The following is a 17395-nucleotide window of genomic DNA, read 5'->3' on the forward strand; positions in this document are numbered from 1 at the left end:
CATCGGTGTTAATCTGCGGCCAGGCCGCTGAGGCCGGCCCAGCGAAGGGACCGCAATGGTGGATGCCCCCGAACGGATTGCCGACGGAATGCGCGCGGCTCCACGCAAGACGGCGGCGCGGCGATTCGACCGATTCCAGCGTCGTCAAGTGCTGTCGAAGGTGAGCATCCAGTCGAAGCTCGTCGTGATGCTGGTGCTGTGCACCATCGTGGCCGCCACGGTCGTCGGGGTCATCGCCTTCCAGACCGGCCGCGGCACGATGCGGGATTCGGTCTTCAACCGGCTGACCGAAGTCCGCCAGTCGCAGTCGCGCGCACTGCAGGACCAGTTGTCGGACCTGAAGAACTCGATGATCATCTACGCGCGCGGAGCCACCACCGTCAACGCGCTGGCCGAGTTCACCGCCGGATTCGACGCGCTGGCCGACAAGCCCATCAGCCCCGCCCAGGCGCAGTCGATCAGTGACTACTACACCAACACTTTTCTCAAAGAGGTCCAGAAATCCAGCGGGGTGACGCTCAACGCCGACCAGTTGCTGCCGAAAGACAACCCACAGCGGTACCTGCAGGCGAACTACACCGCGCTGCGCCAGAACGACGACACCGCCGTGAAGATGAACGACGCCCACGACGGCAGCCTCTGGTCGGCAGCCAACGCCCGGTACCAGGATTTCTTCCGCGAGATCGTCACCCGCTTCGAGTTCCAGGACGCCATGCTGCTCGACACCCGCGGCAACATGGTCTACACGGCGTACAAGGACGTCGACCTCGGCACCAACATTCTCACCGGTCCTTACAGCGGCTCGAAGCTGCGCGCCGCGTACGAGAAGGCGTTGTCGTCCAACGCGCTCGACTACGTGGGGTTCACCGACTTCGAGGTCTACCAGCCGGCGGAGAACGACCCCACCGCGTGGATGGTCACCCCGATCGTCAACGGCGGGCGCGCAGTCGGCGTGCTGGCCCTGCAGTTCCCCGCGTCGAAGGTCAACCGGCTGATGACCTTCAACAAGCGGTGGGATCAATCCGGGCTGGGCAACACCGGCGAGGTCTACCTGGTGGGGTCGGACAACCTGATGCGCTCCGACTCCCGGCTGTTCCTGGAGAATCCGCAGGCCTACAAGCAGGAAGTCGTCGACGCCGGTACCCCCGCATCCGTCGCCGAACGGGCCATCCAGGTCGGCGGGACCACGCTGGTTCAGCCCATCCCGGCGGAGTCCGCACGGCGGGCGCAGCGCGGCGAATCGGGGACCCAGATCGGCACCGACTACCTCGGCAACGAGGCACTGCAGGCGTATGCGCCAGTGACGATTCCCGATTCCGATCTGAACTGGTCCATCATCGCGAAGATCGACACCGCGGAGGCCTTCGAAAAGGAGGCCTCGTTCACCCGGACCATGGTGCTGTCGACGGTCGGCATCATCTTCGCGGTCTGCATCGCCGCGGTGTTCCTCGCCCAGCTCTTCGTCAGGCCGATCCGGCGGCTGGAAGCCGGCGCGCAGCGAATCGGCGCCGGCGACTACGACGTCGCCATCCCGGTGTCCACCCGCGACGAAATCGGGGATCTGACAGAGGCTTTCAACGAGATGAGCAGAAGTCTCACCGTCAAGGAGGAGCTCCTGGTCGAGCAGCGCAAGGAGAACTCCAAACTGCTCGCGCTGCTGATGCCCGAGCCGGTCGCCGAGCGCTACCAGCAGGGCGAGGAGATAGTGGCCGAGGAGCACCAGAACGTCACCGTGATCTTCACCGAGATCATGGGGCTCGACCGGCTGCAGGCCGAGCTGACGTCGCAGGGTTCTCTTGCCGTCGTCACCGAGATCGAGCGCCAATTCGATGCCGCGGCAGACAGTCTCGGTATCGAACGGGGCCGGCCCATCCGTAACGGCTACCTCAGCAGCTGCGGCCTCAACGTGCCGCGCCTGGACAACGTGCGGCGCACCGTCGACTTCGCGCTGGAGTGCCAGCGGATCATCGAGCGGTTCAACGGCGAGACGGGGTACGCCCTGGGCCTGCGCGCGGGCATCGACACCGGAACCGTCAGCAGCGGCCTCGGCGGCCGGCACTCGGTGGTGTACGACATGTGGGGCGCGGCGGTGAATGTCGCCTACCAGGTCAAGAGCGGGTCACCACAGCCCGGGATCGACGTCACCGACCGGGTGTACCAGGCATTGCGAGAGACCATGAGCTTCACGTCCGTCGGCACCGTCACCGTCGACGGACGGGAGGAGCCGATCTGGCGGCTGGTGGAGTCGCGGTGATCGCCGACATCTTCACCTCATCCTGGTTCTACTGGGCCGTCGGCATCGCGATCGGACTGCCGATCGGGCTGATCGCCCTCACCGAGTGGCAGCACGCATTACGGCGCCGGCAGAGCTTCCTGGTGCGGCCGGTGACCCTGCTGCGCAACTATCTGCTGCCGCTGGGCGCACTGCTGCTCCTACTGACCGAGGCCCGTCAGGTGCCGGCCGGGGCCACCTCGGTCCGCACCGTCGCAACGCTTTTCGCGTTCGTCGTACTCGTCCTGCTGTTGTCCGGGGTGAATGCCGCCCTGTTCCAGGGCGCCCCGGAAGGGACGTGGCGCAAGCGGATTCCGACGATCTTCGTCGACGTCGCGCGGTTCGTCCTCATCGCGGTGGGTCTCGCGCTGATCTTCTCGTACATCTGGGGCGCCAACGTCCGCGGTCTGTTCACCGCGCTCGGGATCACCTCGATCGTCATCGGCCTGACGCTGCAGAACTCCGTCGGCCATGTCATCTCCGGGCTGCTGATGCTGTTCGAGCAGCCGTTCCAGATCGGCGACTGGCTCGACACCGCCAGCGCCCGGGGCCGGGTGGTCGAAGTCAACTGGCGTGCAGTGCATCTGGAGACCAGCACCGGACTGCAGATCATCCCGAACGCGGTGCTCGCCGGGGCGTCGTTCGCGAACCTGAGCCGCCCGGAGAACAAGCACAAGGTCAAGGTGACGACGATCTTCTCGCTGGACGACCCACCGAACCAGGTATGCGCCATGCTGACCGGGCTGGCCGCCGACCTGCCGATGCGGCGCCGAGAGGGCACCGTGTCGGCGACCCCCCTGGGTGGTCTCGAATACCAGACCACCATTCCGCTGAACTCCCCCGCCGACGACGGAGACACGAAAACCCTCTTCCTGCAATGGGTCTGGTACGCCTCCCGGCGGGCCGGCCTGCATCTGGACGAGGCCGAGGACGAGTTCGCGACGCCCGAGCGGCTGATGGCCGCGGTGGGCCAGGTCGTCGCGCCGACGTTGCATTTGGACGCCGACGAACAGCGTGAGCTCATGCCGGCTGCGGCCCTGCAACGCTACGCCAGCGATGAAGTGGTCCAGCGTGCCGGCGAGGTGCCGGAGCGGATGACCTTCATCGTGTCGGGCCGCGTCCAGCTAACCGCCGGAACCGCCGACGAACCCGGCCCGGTGATCGGAATCCTCGACGAGGGCGGGTATCTCGGCCAGAGCACCCTCACCCGCCAGCCGGTGATCGGCTACGCGCACGCCCTCGACGAGGTCACGGTGGTCCACGTCGAGCGCGGTCATATCGAGATGGTGGTACAACGAAACCCGTTGCTGCTGCAGGAATTCGGCCGCGCCATCGAAGATCGCCGGGCGCGCGCCCAGCGCGCACTGACGGAGGACTGAAAGCCTCAATCGCGCCGGGAGACCCACTGCACGGTCGACGGGCTGAACAACAGCCCCAGCGTGACGATCGCGACCAGCGCGACCGCGATGGCGTACTGCAACTGGCCGGACTGGAAGACGTACCACGCGACGCCCAACAGCAACAGGTTGGCGAACACCCCGATGCCGCGCCCCCAGCGCCGGCCGGTGATCAGCGCCCAGCCGCCGGCGAGCACCGCCCCGCAGATACACACCAGCCAGAGCGCATTGCCGTACCCGCTGACGATGTGCTGGTCCGCCCCGGCCAGCCCGCGCACCACGTACACCGCCGCCCCGATCAAACCGAGCACCCCCTCGGCTGCCACGAGGAACCCGGCCCGGCGCACGGCCGGCGGATGGATCGCCGGATCACTCACCGCGACAACCGATCTGCCAGATACCGCACCGCCAATTCGTAGCCGATGGGCCCCGCACCGGCGATCACCGTCTCGGCCACCGCCGACACGTAGGAGTGGTGCCGGAAGGCCTCGCGCTTGTGGATATTGCTCAAATGCACTTCGGCAACCGGCAATTCGGCCGCGGTGAGCGCGTCGGCGATGGCCACCGAGGTGTGGCTGTACGCGGCGGGGTTGATCACGATGCCGACGCAGTCGGTGCGCGCCGCCTGGATCGCGTCGACCAGTTCGCCTTCATGGTTGCTCTGCACGGCGCGCACGGAGAAGCCGAGTTGCGCGGCCAGGTCGGTCACGGCCTGCTCGATCTGCGCCAGGGTGGTGGAGCCGTAGATTTCCGGCTGGCGAGTACCCAACAGATTCAGGTTGGGGCCGTTGACGAGGAGCAGGCGGCGATCGGTCACCCATCCACGGTACCGGCTGCGAACAGGCAGAATTACGCAGTGCCGACCAACAACCCGCCGATCAACACCGCGCCGTGTCGCTGCGATACCGGGATGGCGTACGCCGCCTGCTGCGGCCCGCTGCACCGCGGGGAGCGTCCCGCCGCCACCGCCGTGGCGCTGATGCGTTCACGGTTCACCGCGTTCGCCCTCGGCGACGTCGACTACCTGCTGGCGACGTGGCACCCGAGCACCCGCCCGGCGGGCCTCGACCTCGACGCCGACGTCGTGTGGCGCCGCCTGCAGATCGTCGACACCGAGGCCGGCGGCGAGGATGACCCGGCCGGCGTGGTGCAGTTCCGCGCCCAGTACGTACGCGACGGTGGCCGGCACATCCTGCACGAGCGCAGCCGCTTCACCCGGAGCCGCGACGGCCGATGGCTTTACGTCGACGGCGATTTCGTGGACTAGCACCTGGGCGACCGAGTTGCCGACGGCCGCGGCCCGGATAGGCTCGTCATCCGTGCGTGCCGTGCTGATCGTGAACCCGAACGCGACCTCGACCACCCCGGCAGGCCGGGACCTGCTGGCCCATGCGCTCGAGAGCCGCGTCGACCTGACCGTCGTACACACCGACCACCGCGGCCACGCCATCGAGATCGGGCACCAGGCCGCCGCTGACGGCACCGACGTGGTGATCGTGCACGGCGGCGACGGCACCGTCAACGAGGTCGTCAACGGCATACTGGGGCACGCCAACGGCGTGCCGGGGGCGTCCAACACCGCCGTCGGCGTGGTGCCCGGCGGCTCGGCGAACGTCTTCGCGAGGGCACTCGGCATCAGCCCCGACCCGCTGCAGGCGACCAACCAGCTCGTCGACCTCCTGAGCGACTACCGGCGGGGCGTGCCCTGGCGGCGGATCGGCCTGATGGACTGTGGCGACCGCTGGTCGGTGTTCACCGCAGGCATGGGCGTCGACGGCGAGGTCGTGGCGGCCGTCGAGGCGCAACGCGCCAAGGGCCGCAAGGTGACCGCGTCGCGGTACATCCGGGTCGCGATCCGCGCGGCCGTCAGCAGCGCCCGCAAGCCCCCGCGACTGACGCTGTACCTGCCCGATCGCGAGCCGATCACCGGCGTGCACTTCGCGTTCGTCTCGAACTCCAGCCCGTGGACCTACGCCAACAGCCGGCCGGTCTGGACCAACCCCACGACGACGTTCGAGACCGGGCTCGGCGTGTTCGCGACCACCAGCATGGGCATCTGGGCCAACCTTCGATTGCTGCGACGGATGCTGTCGCGTTCGCCACACATCGAGGGTCCGCATCTCATTCGCGACGACGACCTGCCGTGGCTGCGCGTGACAAGTGACACACCGATTGCGTGCCAGATCGACGGGGATTTCGTTGGCCTGCGCGAAAGCATGACGTTCACGTCGGTGCCCGGGGCGCTCAACGTGGTCGCGCCACCAGCGGCAGCGCAGTGACCAGCGATCTTGGTAACAGTTTGCCAAATTTAGGGCGCAGGTGGCCCGAGTGTAGTACAACTGGGTTAGGGGCCTGCCAACCCGGGTCCGAAGTGACATTGCCCACGAGTTAACGCGCCGCTATTGACATCTGTCCAGCCTGTGAAAACATCAGATGCAACAGTGCAGAAACATTTCGTGTGCACCCGTTAACAGCCGAAGTAAAAAACCTTGCGCGCTTTGCTGCGCGCCCAGTGAGGAGTGTTGACCATGGATTGGCGCCACAAGGCGGTCTGTCGCGACGAGGACCCGGAACTGTTCTTCCCCGTGGGAAACAGCGGCCCGGCCATCGCCCAGATCGCTGACGCGAAGCTCGTGTGCAACCGGTGCCCGGTGACCACCGAGTGCCTGAGCTGGGCACTGGAGTCCGGCCAGGACGCGGGCGTCTGGGGCGGCATGAGCGAAGACGAGCGTCGCGCGCTGAAGCGCCGCAACGCCCGCACCAAGGCTCGCACCGGCGTCTAGCCACCACGGCATTCAAAAATGACCCCGGCGAATCGCCGGGGTCATTTTTGTGGGGCGGACCCCAAATATGTTGCGCGGCGCGGACTCTCAGGTTGCGGCTCGCCCACTCAGGCTATTGCGCGGCTCGGCCGCGGCGCCCGATCGGCATCCGCAGCACCACATCAGTCCCGCCACCCTGCGCCGCGTTCATCGCCAGCGAGCCGTCCAGTACCGACGACACCTGCGTCTGCACGATCTGCAGTCCCAGCCGGTCTGAGTTCTCGAGGGTGAAGCCGTCAGGCAAACCGTGCCCGTCGTCGTGTATCACGACATCGAGCCAGCGTGCGGACCGGTCGGCCTTGATGGTCACGCTGCCTTTCTCGGTGCTTGGGTCGAAAGCGTGCTCGATCGCGTTCTGCACCAACTCGGTGATGACCATGATCAGCGCATGCGCCCGGTCGGCGTCCAGCACGCCCAGATCGCCCTCGCGCCGCACCCGGATGGGCGCGCCCAGCGACGCCAGGTCGTTCATCATCGGCAGGATGCGGTCGATCACCGCGTCGAGGTTGACTTCCTCGTCCACCGACAGCGACAGGGCATCGTGCACCAGCGCGATCGACGACACCCGGCGCACCGAATCCAGCAGCGCCTCGCGCGCCTCGGCATTGTTCACGCGCCGGGACTGCAGCCGCAGCAGCGCCGCCACGGTCTGCAGGTTGTTCTTCACGCGGTGGTGAATCTCACGGATCGTGGCGTCCTTGGACAGCAGCGCACGGTCACGCCGTTTGATCTCGGTGACGTCACGGACCAGAACCGCCGCACCGACCGCCTGACCGCCCACCGACAACGGGATTGTCCGTAGCAGCACCGCGGCACCGCCGGCGTCGATCTCCATGCGCATGCTGGAGCCGCCCGCCAGCAGATCGCGGACGTGGTTCGCCAGTTCCTGGGCGTCGAAGGGATCAGAGATCAGCGGGCGGGTGACACTGATCAGGTTCTGGCCGTCCAGCTCGGTGGCCAGCCCCATCCGGTGATAGGCCGAGATGGCGTTGGGGCTGGCGAACACGACCACCCCATCGACGTCCAGCCGGATCAGGCCGTCGCCGACACGGGGGCTGGACCGCGACATCGGCACGTCGCCGACGTTCGGGAACGTCCCCTCGGCCAGCATGCGGAGCAGATCCCGCGCGCAGTCCAGATAGGCCCGCTCGAGCGGCGCGACCTTGCGCCGGTCGGCGAGCGCGGTCTGGTGCGTGAGCACCGCGACGACGTCATTGCCGTAGCGCACGGGGACCGCCTCGAGATTGAGACGCGAATCACCTTGTGCCGCAGCGCTTTCCTCGCCACTGCCGATCAGTCCGGTGTCGAAGGCCGCCGCGACTGCCGGCATGTCCGCGGCGGAGTTGATGGTCCCGACCGCATCGGCGAACAGCACCGTCAGCGCGGTGTTGGGCCGAATCTGGGCCACGCACACCAGCGCCCCGTCATCGCGACGGACCCACATCAGGTAGTCGGCGAACGACAAGTCGGCGAGCAGCTGCCATTCACCGACCACGGCATGCAAATGGTCGACCGCATTGCCGGGTAGGACAGTGTGCTCGGCGAGCAGATCACCGAGAGTGGACACGTCGCGTTATCCGGTCGGGGGGCCTAGCCGATGACGGCGATGAGGTCGCCGGCCTGGATCACGTCGCCGACAGCCACGTTGACGGACGTCACCGTGCCGGCGACCTCGGCCAGCACCGGAATCTCCATCTTCATCGACTCGAGGAGCACCACCGTGTCACCCTCGCCGATCTGGTCGCCCTGGCGAACCACGACCTCGAGCACACTGGCCACGATTTCAGCGCGAACGTCCTCGGCCATCTTCACCCCACTCGTCTACGTATCTGTCCGCAGGCGGTGCCTGCGGCCTCTATTGCACCACAGCACCACGGTTTGCAATTGGGTGGCGTGGCCGTGCGACACTGTAGGGCGAGCAACCGAACCTTTGGAGGACCATCATGGCCAAGCGTGGCCGCAAGAAGCGTGACCGTAAGCACTCGAAGGCCAACCACGGCCGGCGTCCCAACGCCTGACCCACGCCTTCCAAAACCGCCCGGCTCCTCACGGAACCGGGCGGTTTTTACGTTCAGCCGCGAATGATGGTGGTGCGGCTGATTTCGAGCTTCAGGCGGGCACGCAGGCCATCGGGAGCCTTCTCCCCGCTGCATTTGGTGGCGATCAGCGCCTTCACCCGCTCCTCCACGCCGTACTGCCGCAGGCAGGTCGGGCACTCCTCCAGGTGGAAACGCAGCTTGTCGCGCGTCTCGGCTGTGCATTCCCCGTCGAGCAGAGTCCATACCTCGGCGATGACCGCGGCGCATTCCGGATGCTCCGGGTCGACCGGCCCGATCGGCGGCTTGAACGTGTGCTCGTCAGGACGGGTGAACTCGTCGCTGTCGCTCATCAGGACACCTCCTGGCTGTCGACAAGGCTGTCCCCACGGACGAACCCGCGATCCCGGGCGACGCCGGCCAACAGTTCGCGCAGCTGCTTGCGGCCACGGTGCAGACGGGACATCACCGTCCCGATCGGGGTATCCATGATTTCGGCGATCTCCTTGTACGGGAAGCCCTCGACGTCGGCGTAGTACACCGCCATCCTGAACTCCTCCGGCAGCGCCTGCAGCGCGGCCTTGATTTCGGTGTCCGGCAGCGCCTCGAGTGCCTCGACCTCGGCCGAGCGCAGACCAGTCGACGAGTGCTCGGCGTTGGACGCCAGCTGCCAGTCGGTGATCTCGTCGGTCGGGTACTCCGCCGGCTGCCGCTGCTTCTTGCGGTAGCTGTTGATGTACGTGTTGGTCATGATGCGGTACAGCCACGCCTTGAGGTTGGTGCCCTCGCGGAACGAATGGAAGGCCGAGTAGGCCTTGACCATGGTTTCCTGCACCAGGTCCTCGGCGTCCGCGGGGTTGCGCGTCATGCGCAGCGCACCGCCGTAGAGCTGATCGAGCAGCGGAATGGCGTCGCGCTCGAAACGCGCCGTCAGCTCCGCATCGCTCTCGAGCGCGGACCCCAGCCCGTCGATGTCGGTCATCGTGGTCGAGACCGTCCCTTCTGTCGCGGCGCCACGCAACAGGTCCGGCAACTCGACCGGACGTTCCAGACATGCCGTTGGCACCTATGTCCCCTTCCGTCCGATCCTAGAGGCTGCGACCGACAAGTTCTCCAGCCATTAATTGACCATGCTGACGGGAGTAACAGCGCCGGACCTCGCAGTTGTTCCCGATCTCGCTGCGGCCCTTACCCTTGGACGCCATGGCGAGCGCGGCAACCCCGGCGATCAGGGCCCTACAGGCCGCCGGGATCAGCTATGAGGTGCGACAGTTCCGGCACGACCCGCGGGCGACGTCGTTCGGCGACGAGGCCGTCATCGAACTGGCCGCGGCAGGGTTCGTCGCGGCGCAGATCTTCAAGACGCTGGTGCTGGCGATCCCCGGGGGCCTGGCCGTCGCGGTACTGCCGGTGCCCGGCAAGCTGTCGTTCAAGGCCGCGGCGGCCGCGCTGGGTGTCCCGAAGGCCGAGATGGCCGAGCAGGCCGCCGCGCAACGTTCCACCGGGTACGTCGTCGGCGGTATTTCTCCGCTGGGACAACGCAGGCCGTTGCCGACGGTCGTCGACGAGTCGGCACTGCAGTGGGACCGGGTCCTGTGCAGCGCGGGCAAGCGCGGGCTGGACGTCGTGCTGGCCCCGGCCGACCTGGTCAGCGCCACCTCGGCGGTGACTGCCGAGATATGTACTCCGCGGTAACTCCGGCGGCATAGGGTGTGCGCATGACTCTGTCCGGGAAGACCATGTTCATCTCCGGTGCCAGCCGTGGCATCGGGCTGGCCATCGCCAAGAAGGTCGCGGCCGACGGCGCCAATGTCGCGCTGCTGGCCAAGACCGCGGAGCCCCATCCCAAACTCGAAGGAACCGTCTACACGGCGGCCAAGGAGATCGAGGAGGCCGGCGGCCAGGCCCTGCCCATCGTCGGTGACGTCCGCGATCCCGACTCCGTCACTGCCGCGGTGGCTCAGGCCGTCGAGCAGTTCGGTGCCATCGACCTCTGCGTGAACAACGCCTCGGCCATCAACCTCGGCTCCATCGAGGAAGTGCCGATGAAGCGCTTCGACCTGATGAACGGCATCCAGATCCGTGGCACCTACGCCGTCTCGCAAGCCTGCATCCCTCACATGAAGGGCCGCGAGAACCCGCACATCCTCACGCTGTCGCCGCCGATCCGGATGGAATCCGAGTGGCTCAAGCCGACCGCCTACATGATGGCGAAGTACGGCATGACGTTGTGCGCGTTGGGTATCGCCGAAGAGATGCGCGAAGCCGGCATCGCGTCGAACACCCTGTGGCCGCGCACGCTGGTCGCCACCGCTGCCGTGCAGAACCTGCTCGGCGGTGACGAGGCGATGGCCAAGGCCCGCCGTCCCGAGGTGTACTCCGACGCCGCCTACGCGGTCTTCACCAAGCCGGCCCGCGAGTACACCGGTCAGAGCCTGTTGTGCGAGGACGTGCTGCTGGACTCCGGCGTCACCGACCTGTCGGTGTACAACTGCGTCCCCGGCGGTGAGCTCGGCGTCGACCTGTGGGTGGACACCCCCAACCCGCCCGGATACACCGGCCCCTAGGCCAACTAGGCCGAGACAGGGCAGATCTCGACACCCGAGACCATCGGGGGCCACGCCACCGTCACCTCGACGAGTGCGGCCAGCGGTGCGATGGCGGGAAAAGCGCGGTCCCATTGCTTCTGAACCTGCTCCACCGCATGCGGGTGCAGAAACGTCCACGCCATACCGATCAGCAGGTACGGCAGCGCCATCCACAGCAGGAATTCCGCCATCGCGCCGACGCTGACCCGCCGGCTGAGCAATCGTCGCATCAGATCAACGCCCCGTTCCGGGTTTTTCACCGGTCATGGCAGGCACATGCTCGTCAGCACCAGCATCGGCCAGAACACCACGGTCCGGGCGAACACGAACACGCGGTCCGCACCATGGGCAGCCTCGAACGCGGCGGTGTGCGTCATCGCCCAGAGCAGACCCAGCACCAGATACGGCGCAGCGAGCATGGCTGCGGCACCCAGCCACTCGGCGATCGTCATCTCGAAACCGAGTACGCCGGCCGCACGTTCTTCGTCGTCGGTCATGGTGGTTCCAACGTAGGCATACAGTGACCGCATGTCGACGTGGTCAGTCGGACGGTATGAGGCCGTCGCCGAATTCATCTTGCCCATCGCCGCGGAGGTCGTCGCCGCGGTACCCCACGGGCCCGGCACCGCCCTCGTCGACCTGGCCTGCGGGACCGGCAACGCGGCGCTGCACGCCGCCAGTCTGGGCGCACATGTCACCGGTGTCGACCTCACGCCCGAGTTGCTGGCCATCGCCGCTGCCAAGCCCGGTGGCGATGCGGTCCAGTGGGTGGCCGCCGACGCATCCGCCACCGGGCTACCCGATGCTGCCTTCGACACCGCGGTATCGAACCAGGGCATCATCTTCGTCGAGCCGGCCGCCATGGTCGCCGAACTGGCTCGGCTGCTCAAACCCGGTGGTGCCCTGGGATTTTCGACATGGGTCCGGGCCGGGGACAATCCGTTCTTCACCCCGATCGTCGAGGTGCTGGGCCTGCCGGAACAAGCCCCCTACTCTCCCGATCAGTGGGGCGTGCCCGAGTTGGTGCACGCCCGACTGGACGCCGACTTCGCCGACGTGAACATTGAAAGCGGCACGCTCACCTGGCGTTTCGCGTCGTTGGCGGACGGGGTGCGGTTCATCACCGACGAATCACCGATGCACGTCTCGATGTTGGCCAACCTCGACGACGCGACCCGCCACCGGCTGGTCACCGCCTTCACCGCGGCACTGGCCGCTCACGAATCATCCGACGGCGCGGTCGCTTTCGACGCGCCGTACGCGGTGATCACCGCACGTCGCCGTTGATGCTGTCGCTGAATTCAGCTGGCCTGGTAGAGAATTCCCCGTCCGATCGCTTCCCGGATCTCGGGTAGCGCCGCCTCGGCGAGGGCATCGGCGTCGACGCCGTGATGCGCCGCGAGGAGGCCGACGAGTGTGCCCAGCGGCACCTCACCGCGGCACCCGGCCAGCAGAGCGGTCATGACCTCGTCCACGCCGAGCACCGCGCCCGGGCCGCCGGGACGACGGACGGCGGCGCCGATCTGTTGCCAACCATCCGGCCCGGGCAGCGAATGCTGTTCCAGCAGTACCGGCGCCGTCGACAGCCGCGCAGCCAGCAGGGCCGCGTCCGCGTTGTCGCGCAGGTAGGCCCGGCGGGCGAAGAACGCCTCCACCTCGACCCCGGTGATGGGTTCGTCGGTGATCTCCTCGAGAATCTGCTCGGGCGCCTCACCGGGGCGCGGCACCCGCAGCGAGATCAGGCCCATACCGATCCCGGTGATGCCTTCGGCGTCGAACCAGTCCAGCCAGTCCGCGCCGCGCTGTGCGATCTGTTCGGCGGGCTCCCCGGCGTCGGCCAGCCACAGGGACACGTAGCTGACCGGGTCGGCCAGCTCGCGCTGCACCACCCAGGCGTGCAGCCCGGTGCCGGCCAGCCACTGCTGCACCCGGGTCTGCCAATCATCACCCCGGACAATCCAATTGGCCATGATCTGGGCGGTGCCGCCGGGCGTCAGGTAGTTGCCGACGTTCTCGATGATGGTGCGGCACAAGCCGTCTCCGGCCACGCCAGAGTCGCGGTAGATGTAGTCCTGGGCCCCCGCGCCCACGACGAACGGCGGGTTGGAGACGATGAGGTCGAACCGCTCCCCGGCCACCGGGTCGAACAGGCTGCCGGGCCGCAGATCCCAGGACATCCCATTGAGTCCTGCGGTGGCCTGCGCCAGGGCCAGCGCCCGCGCGTTGGTGTCGGTGCCCACGATGTCGGCGCAGTGGCCGGACAGGTGCAGCGCCTGGATGCCGCAGCCGGTGCCCAGATCGAGCGCGCGCTGCACCGGCGTCCGAATGACGGCCCGCGCCAACGACATCGACGCGCCGCCGATACCGAGCACATGCTCGTGCTCGACCGGCCCGCTGCGCAGGGCGGCGTCCTGGTCCGAGACGACGAAAAAATCGCGTTCCCCGTCGCTGTGCGGGCGGATGTCGAGAGCCGCACGGGCCGTGCCGGTCACGTGCAGCACGCCGGCCGCGGCCAGCTCGGCGAGAGGGGTCGACGGGAATGCCGTCTGCACCTGGTCCACCGGTTCATCGGTACCGAGGAGGAAGAGCCGGATCAGCGTGGCCAGTCTGGTGTTGTCGGCGGTTCTGGTCGCGCGCAGCGCCGGCCACCACACGCCGCGGCTCATCGCCGCGTTGGCGTCGTCGCCGAGCAGCTCGGCCACTTCATCGGTGGTGTATCCGGCCGAGCGCAGATCAGCGCCGAGCGCCTCCACCAACAGCGGGTCCAGCGCGGTCAAAACAACGTCCCTTCAGGTTCGGCCTTGGCGGGTTCGATGAGTTCGGGGCCATTGTTGCGAATGCTGTTGACCAACTTGGACACCTCACGGGTGACGATGCGGTCCAAGTCGCCGTGCCCGCGTAGCAGCCCCTCGTCGATCGGTGCGTCGGGATCGAGCCAGCGGTCCCAGTCGCCGGCGCTGATGGTCAGCGGCATGCGGTCGTGGATCTCGGCCAGCGGCCCGACCGACTCGGTCGTGATGATGGTGCAGCTGACCAGGGGGGCGTCCTCGCGGGAACTGCCGGCCGGCCGCCAGGTCGACCACAGACCCGCCATGAAGAGCAGATCGTCGTCGGCTGCGTGCATGTAGAACGGGGTCTTGGTGGCCTTCTTGCCCTCGGCCGCCGCCGGGTTGGGCCGCCACTCGTACCAGCCGTCCATCGGGATGAGGCAGCGCTTCGATTTCGCCGAGCCGCGGAACGCCGGTGACGTGGTGAGCGTCTCGGCGCGCGCGTTGATCAGCAGTGGTCCCTTGGTGTCGGGTGAGCCGTCGGCCGTGGTCTTGACCCACGGCGGGATCAGGCCCCAGCGCATCGACCGGATCCGGCGGGTGGCCTCGTCGTCGGGCTCGGAATGCCGCCGCACCACGGTGCTGATTGTCGTGGTGGGCGCCACGTTGTAGTTGGCTCCCGAGTTGCCGGCCCCCTGCTCAGCACCGTCTTTCGCAGTTCGAACGGCGCTCTCGGCGGTTTCGTCCAAAGCGTGGATTTTCTCGGCCAGCAGCGCCGGGTCGGTGGTGACTGCAAATCGCCCGCACATACCAGGCAGGATAGGGGCATGGAACTCTGGCCCGCACCGTCGGTGACCGGTCCGGTGCAGGCCACTGTCACCGTGCCGGGATCGAAGTCGCAGACCAACCGGGCGTTGATCCTGGCGGCTCTGGGAACGCGTACCGGGGGCACCGCCGGGGTCTCCACGGTCAGCGGCGCGCTGCGTAGCCGCGACACCAACCTGATGATCGGCGCGCTGCAGGCCCTGGGCGTGACGGTCGACGGTGACGGCACCGAACTGACCGTCGGCGGTGCCATCTCCCCCGCCGACCACGTGCGCATCGACTGCGGGCTGGCCGGCACCGTGCTGCGGTTCGTCCCGCCGGTGGCCGCGCAGGGCACGGGGCACGTTGTCTTTGACGGTGACGAGCAGGCCAAGACCCGCCCCATCACGCCACTGCTGGATGCGATGCGCGGCCTCGGCGTCGACATCGACGGCGACGGGATGCCGTTCACGGTGTCCGGCACCGGATCGGTGGCCGGCGGCGAGGTGCGAATCGATGCGTCGTCGTCGTCGCAGTTCGTGTCCGGACTGTTGTTGTCGGGAGCCACTTTCCGCTCGGGCCTGACGGTCATCCACACCGGCGATACGGTCCCGTCGCAGCCGCACATCGCGATGACCATCACGATGCTGCGCGAGGCGGGCGTCGAGGTCGATGACAGCGAGCCGAACCGCTGGCACGTGTCGGCAGGCCCGATCGCGGCGCGCCACTGGGCCATCGAACCGGATCTGTCGAACTCGGTCCCGTTCCTGGCGGCCGCCGCGGTGACCGGCGGCACGGTGCGGCTGGCCCACTGGCCGGAGCAGAGCGTCCAGCCCTCCGGTGACATCCTCGAGCTGCTCGGCAAGCTCAATACCGCTGTCCGGGTGGTTGATTCGTACCTGGAGGTCCGGGGCGCGCAGAGCTACCCCGGCTTCGACGCCAACTTGAAGGCCGTCGGCGAGCTGGCGCCGTCGCTGGCCGCGCTGGCCGCGCTGGCCCGTCCCGGTTCGGTGTCGACGCTGTCGGGCATCGCACATCTGCGTGGGCACGAGACCGACCGCCTGGCTGCCCTGACCGCCGAGATCAACGGGCTGGGTGGCCAGTGCCGCGAGACCGACGACGGCCTGGTGATCACGGCTGTGCCACTGCACGGGGGCATCTGGCGATCGTATGCCGATCACCGGATGGCGACCGCAGGCGCGATCATCGGGCTGCGGGTGCCCGGCGTCCAGGTGGAGGACATCGCCACCACGGCCAAGACACTGCCCGACTTCCCCGGTATGTGGGCAGACCTGCTGGCCGGGAAATAGCTTGCGGGAGTATGACGAATCAGATGTCCGGGTGCGCTCGGGCAAAGGTTCGCGTCCCCGCACCAAGAACCGGCCCACCCACGCCGACGCGCGCGAGGCCATGGTCGTCACCGTCGACCGCGGCCGCTGGGGTTGTGCACTGGACGGCAATCCGGACCACATCATCACCGCGATGCGGGCCCGCGAACTGGGCCGCACTCCGATCGTGGTCGGCGATTCGGTGGGCATCGTCGGCGACATGTCGGGCAAGCCCGACACGCTGGCCCGCATCGTCCGCCGCGACGATCGTCGAACGGTGTTGCGCCGCACGGCCGATGACACCGACCCGACCGAACGCGTCGTGGTCGCCAACGCCGATCAGTTGTTGATGGTTGTCGCCCTGGCCGACCCGCCGCCGCGTGCCGGGCTGGTGCAGCGCGCCCTGATCGCCGCGTATGTCGGTGGGCTGCAGCCGATCCTGTGTCTGACCAAGCAGGACCTGGCCCCGGCCGAACCATTCGCCGCTGAATTCACCGGCCTGGATCTGACGATCATCACCGCCGGCCGCGACGATCCGCTCGACGCGGTGGCGCCCCTGCTCGAGGGCCACGTCACCGTGCTGCTCGGCCATTCCGGCGTCGGCAAGTCCACATTGGTGAATCGCCTTGTGCCCCAGGCGGACCGGGCCACCGGCGAGGTGTCGGGCGTCGGCAAGGGCAAGCACACCTCGACCCAGTCGGTGGCGCTGCCGCTCGACGACGGCTGGGTGGTCGACACCCCGGGCATCCGGTCCTTTGGGCTGGCGCACATCAAGCCCGACGACGTGCTGCTGGCCTTCTCCGATCTCGCCGAGGCCATCGAGGACTGCCCGCGCGGCTGCGGGCACATGGGGCCACCGGCCGACCCGGAATGCGCGCTGGACGCGCTCACGGGACCGGCCCTCGACCGAGTCGCCGCCGCCCGTCGCCTGCTCGCGGTGCTGAACGAGCCGGCGTACTAGCGGGCCGCGGGTATGTGAATTTTCTTTACGGACGTCTTTCCTCGCGATTTCGCCCCTGCCGCCATGACCGAATGAGTCATAGCATCGGCCACTATGAATTCACGGACAATCCGGCGCCTGAGCGCCACGCTGGGTATCAGCGCATTGATCGCATCGAGTGCGTTGCTGGCCAGTTGCAGTAACGGAGGCCAATCCCCCAGCCCCACGACGACCACAACCACAACTACGACATCGGTGTCGCCGACCGAGAACTATGTCAATCCCGGCAGCCAGACATTCACGCCTGCCCCGCCTGAGCACCGCGGCAACGTCGGCTGAACCAAAACTGCCCCTCTTCCGGAGGGCGGTTTCTAGGGGTTGTCGCAACACTGCTGGTTATTGAGCCCGTAGTAGATCACGCAAGCGCTCGGCTGGGGTAT

Annotated in this window: 22 protein-coding genes; 12 read left to right on the plus strand and 10 right to left on the minus strand. The window is 67.7% G+C overall.

Going from position 1 to position 17395, the window contains the following annotated elements; all coding sequences use genetic code 11:
* Positions 1–55 precede the first annotated feature (55 nt).
* Together AC3WTE_RS07995 and AC3WTE_RS08000 are read left to right on the plus strand one after the other, a co-directional pair.
* The gene (locus AC3WTE_RS07995; protein WP_492436800.1) at positions 56–2254 is read left to right on the plus strand and encodes an adenylate/guanylate cyclase domain-containing protein; all 2199 of its coding nucleotides are present in this window, start codon (positions 56–58) and stop codon (positions 2252–2254) included.
* Positions 2254–3651, plus strand: a complete 1398-nt coding sequence (locus AC3WTE_RS08000; RefSeq protein WP_492436847.1) for a mechanosensitive ion channel family protein — start codon at positions 2254–2256, stop codon at positions 3649–3651. The genes AC3WTE_RS07995 and AC3WTE_RS08000 overlap by 1 nt, the downstream gene beginning before the upstream one ends.
* Positions 3652–3656: 5 nt before the next feature.
* Here the strand turns inward: AC3WTE_RS08000 and AC3WTE_RS08005 are convergent, their stop codons facing one another.
* Entirely contained in the window at positions 3657–4046 is a 390-nt protein-coding gene (locus AC3WTE_RS08005; protein WP_492436801.1) for a hypothetical protein, read from the minus strand.
* Entirely contained in the window at positions 4043–4486 is a 444-nt protein-coding gene (gene aroQ, locus AC3WTE_RS08010) for a type II 3-dehydroquinate dehydratase (protein WP_043392452.1), read from the minus strand. Before aroQ ends, AC3WTE_RS08005 begins: the two co-directional genes overlap by 4 nt.
* Before the next feature lie 93 nt (positions 4487–4579).
* On the opposite strand from aroQ, the gene AC3WTE_RS08015 reads away from it, so the two are divergent.
* From AC3WTE_RS08015 to whiB1, 3 genes are all read left to right on the plus strand, one after another.
* A complete protein-coding gene (locus AC3WTE_RS08015; protein ID WP_492436848.1) occupies positions 4580–4936 on the plus strand; it encodes a YchJ family protein in 357 nt (118 codons plus the stop codon).
* Positions 4937–4988: 52 nt separating this feature from the next.
* Positions 4989–5948, plus strand: coding sequence for a diacylglycerol/lipid kinase family protein (locus AC3WTE_RS08020; protein WP_492436802.1), 960 nt, complete (start codon positions 4989–4991; stop codon positions 5946–5948).
* Between the two features lie 249 nt (positions 5949–6197).
* A complete protein-coding gene (gene whiB1 / locus AC3WTE_RS08025; RefSeq protein ID WP_043392449.1) occupies positions 6198–6452 on the plus strand; it encodes a transcriptional regulator WhiB1 in 255 nt (84 codons plus the stop codon).
* Between the two features lie 112 nt (positions 6453–6564).
* Here the strand turns inward: whiB1 and AC3WTE_RS08030 are convergent, their stop codons facing one another.
* A complete protein-coding gene (locus AC3WTE_RS08030) occupies positions 6565–8058 on the minus strand; it encodes a sensor histidine kinase (protein ID WP_492436803.1) in 1494 nt (497 codons plus the stop codon).
* A 23-nt stretch (positions 8059–8081) separates the two neighbouring features.
* The gene (locus tag AC3WTE_RS08035) at positions 8082–8297 is read right to left on the minus strand and encodes a biotin/lipoyl-binding carrier protein (protein ID WP_459366245.1); all 216 of its coding nucleotides are present in this window, start codon (positions 8295–8297) and stop codon (positions 8082–8084) included.
* A 137-nt stretch (positions 8298–8434) separates the two neighbouring features.
* Between AC3WTE_RS08035 and AC3WTE_RS08040 the strand changes: the two genes are divergently transcribed.
* A complete protein-coding gene (locus tag AC3WTE_RS08040; RefSeq protein ID WP_085976028.1) occupies positions 8435–8509 on the plus strand; it encodes a 50S ribosomal protein bL37 in 75 nt (24 codons plus the stop codon).
* 53 nt (positions 8510–8562) lie between these two features.
* Here AC3WTE_RS08040 and rsrA read toward each other — a convergent pair whose 3' ends face one another.
* Complete coding sequence (gene rsrA / locus AC3WTE_RS08045; protein ID WP_492436804.1) at positions 8563–8880, minus strand: mycothiol system anti-sigma-R factor; 318 nt, start codon at positions 8878–8880, stop codon at positions 8563–8565.
* Positions 8880–9509, minus strand: a complete 630-nt coding sequence (locus tag AC3WTE_RS08050; RefSeq protein ID WP_459370440.1) for a sigma-70 family RNA polymerase sigma factor — start codon at positions 9507–9509, stop codon at positions 8880–8882. The genes rsrA and AC3WTE_RS08050 overlap by 1 nt, the downstream gene beginning before the upstream one ends.
* A gap of 221 nt (positions 9510–9730) precedes the next feature.
* On the opposite strand from AC3WTE_RS08050, the gene AC3WTE_RS08055 reads away from it, so the two are divergent.
* Complete coding sequence (locus AC3WTE_RS08055) at positions 9731–10222, plus strand: aminoacyl-tRNA deacylase (protein ID WP_492436805.1); 492 nt, start codon at positions 9731–9733, stop codon at positions 10220–10222.
* Positions 10223–10245: 23 nt separating this feature from the next.
* A complete protein-coding gene (locus AC3WTE_RS08060) occupies positions 10246–11094 on the plus strand; it encodes an SDR family oxidoreductase (RefSeq protein ID WP_492436806.1) in 849 nt (282 codons plus the stop codon).
* Positions 11095–11099: 5 nt separating this feature from the next.
* Here AC3WTE_RS08060 and AC3WTE_RS08065 read toward each other — a convergent pair whose 3' ends face one another.
* Complete coding sequence (locus AC3WTE_RS08065) at positions 11100–11345, minus strand: hypothetical protein (protein WP_492436807.1); 246 nt, start codon at positions 11343–11345, stop codon at positions 11100–11102.
* Positions 11346–11378: 33 nt separating this feature from the next.
* Positions 11379–11612: a hypothetical protein gene (locus AC3WTE_RS08070; protein WP_492436808.1), complete on the minus strand. Its 234-nt coding sequence runs from the start codon at positions 11610–11612 to the stop codon at positions 11379–11381.
* 31 nt (positions 11613–11643) lie between these two features.
* Here AC3WTE_RS08070 and AC3WTE_RS08075 point away from each other — a divergent pair, with 31 nt between their 5' ends.
* Positions 11644–12402: a class I SAM-dependent methyltransferase gene (locus tag AC3WTE_RS08075; RefSeq protein WP_492436809.1), complete on the plus strand. Its 759-nt coding sequence runs from the start codon at positions 11644–11646 to the stop codon at positions 12400–12402.
* Between the two features lie 14 nt (positions 12403–12416).
* Here the strand turns inward: AC3WTE_RS08075 and AC3WTE_RS08080 are convergent, their stop codons facing one another.
* Positions 12417–13892, minus strand: a complete 1476-nt coding sequence (locus AC3WTE_RS08080; RefSeq protein ID WP_492436810.1) for a DUF7782 domain-containing protein — start codon at positions 13890–13892, stop codon at positions 12417–12419.
* Positions 13889–14692 carry an SOS response-associated peptidase gene (locus AC3WTE_RS08085; protein WP_459366253.1) on the minus strand — a complete coding sequence of 268 codons (804 nt, stop codon included), beginning with the start codon at positions 14690–14692 and terminating at the stop codon, positions 13889–13891. The genes AC3WTE_RS08080 and AC3WTE_RS08085 overlap by 4 nt, the downstream gene beginning before the upstream one ends.
* An 18-nt stretch (positions 14693–14710) precedes the next feature.
* Between AC3WTE_RS08085 and aroA the strand changes: the two genes are divergently transcribed.
* The 3 genes from aroA (at position 14711) to AC3WTE_RS08100 (ending at position 17294) form a co-directional block, all read left to right on the plus strand.
* Positions 14711–15997, plus strand: coding sequence for a 3-phosphoshikimate 1-carboxyvinyltransferase (aroA, locus tag AC3WTE_RS08090; protein ID WP_492436811.1), 1287 nt, complete (start codon positions 14711–14713; stop codon positions 15995–15997).
* A gap of 1 nt (position 15998) precedes the next feature.
* A complete protein-coding gene (rsgA, locus tag AC3WTE_RS08095; protein WP_492436812.1) occupies positions 15999–16976 on the plus strand; it encodes a ribosome small subunit-dependent GTPase A in 978 nt (325 codons plus the stop codon).
* 93 nt (positions 16977–17069) lie between these two features.
* On the plus strand, positions 17070–17294 hold the full coding sequence (locus AC3WTE_RS08100; RefSeq protein ID WP_492436813.1) for a hypothetical protein: 225 nt from the start codon (positions 17070–17072) through the stop codon (positions 17292–17294).
* Positions 17295–17395 lie beyond the last annotated feature (101 nt).

Source organism: Mycobacterium sp. FW102-FHT13B02, assembly GCF_058790275.1.

Excerpts from the sequence above, each read along its gene's own strand:
- AC3WTE_RS07995 (WP_492436800.1), top strand. The coding sequence starts at position 56 with ATGGTGGATGCCCCCGAACGGATTGCCGACGGAATGCGCGCGGCTCCA.
- AC3WTE_RS08015 (WP_492436848.1), top strand. The coding sequence starts at position 4,580 with ATGGCGTACGCCGCCTGCTGCGGCCCGCTGCACCGCGGGGAGCGTCCC.
- whiB1 (WP_043392449.1), top strand. The coding sequence starts at position 6,198 with ATGGATTGGCGCCACAAGGCGGTCTGTCGCGACGAGGACCCGGAACTG.
- AC3WTE_RS08035 (WP_459366245.1), bottom strand. The coding sequence starts at position 8,297 with ATGGCCGAGGACGTTCGCGCTGAAATCGTGGCCAGTGTGCTCGAGGTC.
- rsrA (WP_492436804.1), bottom strand. The coding sequence starts at position 8,880 with ATGAGCGACAGCGACGAGTTCACCCGTCCTGACGAGCACACGTTCAAG.
- AC3WTE_RS08050 (WP_459370440.1), bottom strand. The coding sequence starts at position 9,509 with ATGACCGACATCGACGGGCTGGGGTCCGCGCTCGAGAGCGATGCGGAG.
- AC3WTE_RS08055 (WP_492436805.1), top strand. The coding sequence starts at position 9,731 with ATGGCGAGCGCGGCAACCCCGGCGATCAGGGCCCTACAGGCCGCCGGG.
- AC3WTE_RS08060 (WP_492436806.1), top strand. The coding sequence starts at position 10,246 with ATGACTCTGTCCGGGAAGACCATGTTCATCTCCGGTGCCAGCCGTGGC.
- AC3WTE_RS08065 (WP_492436807.1), bottom strand. The coding sequence starts at position 11,345 with ATGCGACGATTGCTCAGCCGGCGGGTCAGCGTCGGCGCGATGGCGGAA.
- AC3WTE_RS08070 (WP_492436808.1), bottom strand. The coding sequence starts at position 11,612 with ATGACCGACGACGAAGAACGTGCGGCCGGCGTACTCGGTTTCGAGATG.
- AC3WTE_RS08075 (WP_492436809.1), top strand. The coding sequence starts at position 11,644 with ATGTCGACGTGGTCAGTCGGACGGTATGAGGCCGTCGCCGAATTCATC.
- AC3WTE_RS08085 (WP_459366253.1), bottom strand. The coding sequence starts at position 14,692 with ATGTGCGGGCGATTTGCAGTCACCACCGACCCGGCGCTGCTGGCCGAG.
- aroA (WP_492436811.1), top strand. The coding sequence starts at position 14,711 with ATGGAACTCTGGCCCGCACCGTCGGTGACCGGTCCGGTGCAGGCCACT.
- AC3WTE_RS08100 (WP_492436813.1), top strand. The coding sequence starts at position 17,070 with ATGAATTCACGGACAATCCGGCGCCTGAGCGCCACGCTGGGTATCAGC.